5 protein-coding genes are annotated in these 6,266 nt (G+C 43.1%); all 5 read left to right on the forward strand.

What is annotated here, in order from left to right; genetic code table 11:
- Window positions 1-121: JAB domain-containing protein (locus tag MD535_RS24825; protein ID WP_279348374.1), on the forward strand; the 121-nt coding region annotated here is incomplete at its 5' end.
- 282 nt (window positions 122-403) lie between these two features.
- Window positions 404-1,510 carry a nucleotidyltransferase domain-containing protein gene (locus MD535_RS24830; RefSeq protein WP_237300837.1) on the forward strand — a complete coding sequence of 369 codons (1,107 nt, stop codon included), beginning with the start codon at window positions 404-406 and terminating at the stop codon, window positions 1,508-1,510.
- Between the two features lies 1 nt (window position 1,511).
- The gene (locus MD535_RS26230; protein WP_237300838.1) at window positions 1,512-3,725 is read left to right on the forward strand and encodes a ThiF family adenylyltransferase; all 2,214 of its coding nucleotides are present in this window, start codon (window positions 1,512-1,514) and stop codon (window positions 3,723-3,725) included.
- A 178-nt stretch (window positions 3,726-3,903) separates the two neighbouring features.
- Complete coding sequence (locus tag MD535_RS24840; protein WP_237300839.1) at window positions 3,904-5,499, forward strand: SAVED domain-containing protein; 1,596 nt, start codon at window positions 3,904-3,906, stop codon at window positions 5,497-5,499.
- 391 nt (window positions 5,500-5,890) lie between these two features.
- Window positions 5,891-6,266: Rpn family recombination-promoting nuclease/putative transposase (locus tag MD535_RS24845; RefSeq protein WP_265677938.1), on the forward strand; the 376-nt coding region annotated here is incomplete at its 3' end.

Consider the following 6,266-nt stretch of genomic DNA (forward strand, 5'->3'; position numbering starts at 1 on the left):
TGACCGACGCATTACCCGTCAACTGACGGATGCGTTGGCATTGGTTGATATCCGAGTACTGGACCACTTTGTGGTTTCATTTGAGTGTGTGGTGTCTTTTTCTGAGCGAGGCTGGATTTAAAAAAGCGGCTTATGGCCGCTGATTGAAATAGGGTAGGAGACTACCCTTCAACACATTTTTGGACAGAAGTTCGTTAGTCATTTTACTAAATTAGCAATCCATAAATTACTTCTAGTATGGAAAAGTTGCTTAACAGCGCGTCCGGTATTAGTGGTGCAGGTCAACTGATTTCTGTAGCTCTCTTGAACAGTTTGTCTTTTTTCTATCCAGTCACTTGAAGTTGACTGTATGCATCCCCATATACTACCTGACTCATTCCATCACCTGGGAGATCTGTGCTCAATGTCTATTCAAAATCATTTCAACAAGTTCAATAAGAAAATCTACCTAACCAGCCACTCTGAAGGATATAAAAAGGCAAAGGAAAAAGATAAAAGCATTTTCGAGGAAATCAAAATCGCTTTCAAAGAGGCAGGCTACCCTGTAATCGACTCATTCATGCAAGGATCATTTGCTGTTAACACTGCCATCAACAGTCTGGATGGTGATTTTGACATAGATCGCGCAATCGTCATTGATGCAGAGAAAGCACCAGAAGATCCTGTTGCTCCAAAGAAAGTCATAAAAGAAGTGCTGGATAAGCGGAATTTCAAGGATCCGAGAATCAAAAAGCCGTGCGTTACAGCGGACTACAAATCAATCAACCTGCATATTGACTATACCGTATACAAAAAAGAGACCTCTTTTTTTGGCGATGATACCTACTACCTCGCTGTCGGTAAAAATGGTTCCAGTGATGATCACAAGGAATGGTCAGAGGCTGATCAAAAAGGACTTATTGAGTGGATCGATAGCGTTGATGACTTTGTTTTTGGGGCTACAGTAAAACGCAAGCAGCTTAAACGTCTGATCCGCTACATAAAACGCTGGAGAGAGGTGAACTTTAATTCTGAAGAGGTAAGAAAGAAGGTCTTCTCTATTGGCCTAACCGTCATGCTGAAAGAACAATATAGCCCTAACTCGCTGTCAGCCGAGGTGGATGACGATCTACAGGCGTTGAAAAGCACGGTTGATGCAATTCTTGATGCTGACTACATTTCAGCTCCATGGGGAACAGACGATTATCGCGTATATGTCAAGTTACCAAAAAAACCGAAACGCGATATTTTCCAACACAAGGTGGAAGGTGGGCACGCCGATGGTAGTGATTTAAATGTCGGTGCCCAACTTAGAAACAAGCTGCTCAAGCTTCAAGAGGACCTACAGAAAGCCTCGGATGAGACGGACGAAGTAGAACAGTGCGAAATCTTGAATAAGCTGTTTGGCGACGATTTCAAAGTGCCCAAGCAAGAAAAGCAATCATCATCCAAGGCTGCTTCATCGCTAACGGCTGCGGGGATCGCCCCCCTCAGCACGGCAGGAGCTTCCGGCACGTCGCAAGGTGCATAACGTGGACTACGCTTCTGTTCTAGAATATTTCCTCGACAGTGAATTTGAAGTTCAGCCCTCTAGCTACTCGGATCTGGATACACTTTCGGTCTGCGTAGAAATTGATGGCCGCCTTGTCAGTTTGGTGCATTTCTGCGTTGATGAATTACAGCAGTTACCGCACTTTTTTTTAAAGGACCCTGCATCTTTCGGGGTCTTGGCCCACGTTCTGACAACTCAAAATTTCGGAGGGCTTGGCTCAATTTGTGTGAATCACCTGGACTCCGTATCAGTCAACTTTGAAAGGCCAGAACTGGCCTTCGAGGAATCCATAAGGCGGCATGTTGAATTGCTACGCTCACTCATTACAGACTCCGAATTTAACCAGAGTGAGTTACTTAGGGAATTCAGCACAAATTGGTACACAAACACTAAGGGCATGATGAGCAAATCGGCAAAGACACTGTACTGCACGTCATGCGTAGCCAATTTTACTCAACTGGATATTTACAAACCTATTTCACCAGATAGCGTTATGAGCATTTCCGCATCTTTCACAGCCCTGCCATATGAGGGGAATGATCAAAATGTGGCACGCTTTTTCCAGATAGGTGCACGGCAGCAACAAAAAGATGCCGCTGGCTGTATTCTTCCGCTGCAATCCATAGACCCGGTTATTCCTCACAATGCTGACGGATTGAAAACATGGTTGCTGGACGCCCTCCAAAGGCTCCCTCATGAAACAAAAAGCAGGGCAGACAAGGAGCTGTTTCCTATCAGAGCTAAAGAGTTCTGGCTAGTGCTGAACACGGTAACACCATCAGGCAAAGCCTGGGTTGGGGTAAAGCTCAGTTTGGATAAGAAGCGGGCATTTCCCCTTACCTCTGAAAAAATGAGGTTGTGGAAGATCGAGCCAATCTTTGTTGAGGTCTTCAACAAAGAACTCATGTTGCCACGCAGTGGTGCCAACCCATCTCTTGATAACAAGAAAGTATTGCTGATTGGCTGTGGTTCGGTAGGAAGTGAAATAGCACATAAGCTGGGAGCAGCAGGAATTGGCCGTATTGATATTGTAGATCCGGACAGGTTTAGTACGTCTAACTTGTATCGTCATACCCTCGAGGGCAACATGACCGACTGGCCGAAAGCTCTTGCTGTAGCCTTTCAGTTGCAAGCAAAGTTTCCATGGCTGAAAGCAGATGGTTACCGCAACTCTTTACTCGATTACAGAAAGCGCGATGTTTTAAGTGCTTATGATCTCGTCGTCATCGCCATAGGCGCGCCGACCCATGAACGCCTGTTCCACGATTATCTTGTGAAATCGGACGTTAAAGTCCCTGTAATATATAGCTGGCTTGAAGGATACGGAATCGGAGGACATGCAGTTCTAGACATTCTGCGTCAACCGGGGTGTTTGCGATGTGCGTATGTTGAGCCGAATACTGGGGTACGCGGTCTAGCATCCAACCTCAATTTCATAGAATCCGACCAGAATGTAGTTAAAAACTACGCTGGCTGTGGTGAGATGTTTATCCCTTATGGCGCAATCAGCTCCACACAAACAGCTCTTATCGCAGCAGATCTGGCTGTCGGATATCTGGAAGGGAAGTTGACTGAGTCAAAGAAAGTTAGCTGGAAAGGCGATAACGCAGATGCAGAGCGCGAAGGGCTCAATCTCACTCCAAGATATCAAACTTTCACATCCTCTTTAAAGAAGCAACCCTTACGGCATCCTCTGTGTGACATATGCCAGCCAAAGGATTTCATCACCTATCAAAGCAAGTGTGGAAAGCGCCTTTACCTCCCCCAGACTCTTCATCAAAAGTTGTGTACCTACCGGCAAGAAGAGCCAGCATCAGTGGAGTCAGCTGGACTTCTCATTGGGTATTACAACCGGAACGGTGAAGTCTTGATAGATACCTTGACTACTCCAAAAGCATCCGATCAAAGAACCCGGACGACGTTCAAGCTGGATTCACAGGCTCACCAGGCAGAAATTGAAGAAGCCTATACCGCATCAGAACAGTTGTTGGGCTATGTTGGAACCTGGCACACTCACCCCCAAGACGTGCCGCGCCCCTCAAGCCCTGATAAAACTGACTGGCGAACCCATGAACAGGACAACTCCGATCGCCCACTGTTTTTTATTGTCGTAGGCATAAAAACAACGTCGGTCTACACCCTGGAAAAGGGAAAAGTCATCGAACTATCAATCGTTCAGGAGGAACATTGCTAACTATGTGGAAATGCTGTAAATAACTGTTCTCTATTGTCGTGCTGAACGTCAACTTTGAAAATGGCTATGATGCTAAATACGCAATCCGGAATAGCAACTTTTTTGTTATTGTTGGTAGTAGACAAGTAATATTTACATCAAAATAAATAATAAATTTGAAAATTATCGAGGAAAGTGAATGGCTAATAAAGTTGATCAGTTTTGTAATCAGGCAGCGAGTTCTCCAATTGATTCACTGGATAATTTTAATCAATACCACAAAAACCTTAAGAAGCTAGTAAGCTGGAATGATGTGGGAATTTTGACTGACAACGATGATAAAAATACCATCATTCTACTTAGCCTTAATGAAGAAGTAGTAGCTACGCTAAGGTTATGTCTAGTACCACGTGACACTGCAAACTGTCTAGCAAATTTATCTGAAAGCAAAAGTGTGATTACATACAGAAATATCCAAGGTTATCAAATAACGAGCTACGATCTGTTAACACTAGACTCAATAAGTGGTATCTGGATTAAAGCGGGGCAACAAAGCGTTAATTTATCGATCGATGAACTAGAGAATTTATTCGTCCGCTTCGAGGATGATCGGAAACTAAAAGGCAGAGGGAAAGACTTCACTGCAGATACCAAAAATACTGTATGGAGAGAAAGCTATGGTCGCTGCATGTTCACCGGATGTGGTGAAAAGTTAGACCATGATACTATTTCAGGGACGACTGGAAACTATGCTTATTTAGCCCATAACGTTGCGTCTTCTGAGCAAGGTGCCAGAGGGGTCACAGAACTGTCTAATAAGCTTTCCAACAATCCTGACAACGTTTTACTTCTATGTGACAAGCACCATAGACTTATAGATAAAGTAGCTGCAAGCGACTACACCGCACCAATGTTATCAGCAATGAAAAAAGAGTTTAGTATTGTTGCTAATAGCTTACTGGACGGCCTAAAATATCAGCCAATTCCAGTTTATGCAGTACTATGGCCAGTAAACTCTCAAACTGTTTCGCCACCATCATATCTTCAGGTTGCCAGTAGCCTCTCCAGAATTAAACGCCGAATGCATGAACAGATAAACATTCTGAGCAACAATGAAGACTTATTGATTGATTCCCCAGATATATTTTGGCAATTGATGCCTAGTGTAATTCAAAGTGCAGCAGACAAGATCATTCAACAAACAAAGGGTTGTGGCTTCAATGCTGCTTTATTTGGCTTCGGACCAACATCTTCACTTATTGGATTAGGAGCTAAATTGGGTAATAAAAATGATGTAACGCCTATGTTACGTTTTAGGGAAAGTGGGAACTGGTCTTGGCCTAGTGAAGTAGCTGTAGGTGCTTTTTATGAAATAGAAGGTCTAAACGATTTAACAGAAAATGCTGACATCATCATAAACATCGCCTTAACTGCCGAACCAGAAAGTCTTATTGGTGCTTCAAAAGCTTTAAGTGGTAATAAAAACGCACAGATCATCACTATAAGAGCCAAAGAAAAATATATGGGTAACGGTGCAATTCCACACCCTGAAAACGGAAAAGCTTTGACTGCCGAACTTCAGTCTATTTTTCACAAACTAAAATCTGATTATAGCATTCAAACCATACACTTATTTACTTGTGCTTCAAACGCTGCGGCTGTTTTCATTGGTCAGGCTTATGATACTCACCACCCAGAAGTTATCATTTATGATTTTGATAGCAGTACAATGGTGCCAAGGCTGCAATTGAAGAATGAGAACCATAAATGCCAAGTATCAGTTTTTCAACAGTAAACGTTGTACATGGAAAGTAGTTCTTAATCATACATGAGAAACGCATAGGGCTAATTTTCTATTAATCCGAGAAGGTACTTGAAAGTTTGTGACGCTTTCAGGGCATTTTCGCCTAATTGCGCTTGTCAGCCATTATCACTTTCATGAGGCACGAAGTGCCTATTTGGACAAACTTTCAGATAACTTTTAATATGGCAAAAGACCATGAACTGCATGTGAACGAGTATTTGCACTAAGCCATTTTGGGGCAAAGATTACTTAGAGTAAATTCACCAAATTGTGTGAACTAAATTGTGTAAATGAACACAAATTGATGTGTAGAAAGAAACCAACGTGGTGCAGGATTTTTATCCTAATACTGATTTGACTTATTTAGTGTTAAGGTAACGGTATGAAAAAGACCACGCCAACGCCACATGATGCGCTCTTTAAGCAGTTTCTCACTCATCCTGAAACCGCTAAGGACTTATTGGATATCCACCTACCTGCTGAGCTGCGTGAAATCTGTGATTTGACGACCCTAAAGCTCGAATCAGGCAGCTTTATAGAAGAAAACTTACGGCCTTATTATTCGGATGTCCTTTATTCTCTTAAAACGTCTCAGGGGGAAGGGTACGTCTATGCGTTAATTGAGCACCAGAGTCGGCCAGATAAACACATGGCGTTCAGACTGATACGTTATGCTATCGCTGCCATGCAACAGCATATTGAAGCGGGTCATGAGCACTTACCCCTGGTGATACCTTTGCAGTTTTACCATGGTCAAA

This window comes from Vibrio qingdaonensis, from assembly GCF_026191675.1.
In the GTDB taxonomy this organism is placed as follows: Bacteria; Pseudomonadota; Gammaproteobacteria; order Enterobacterales; family Vibrionaceae; genus Vibrio; species Vibrio qingdaonensis.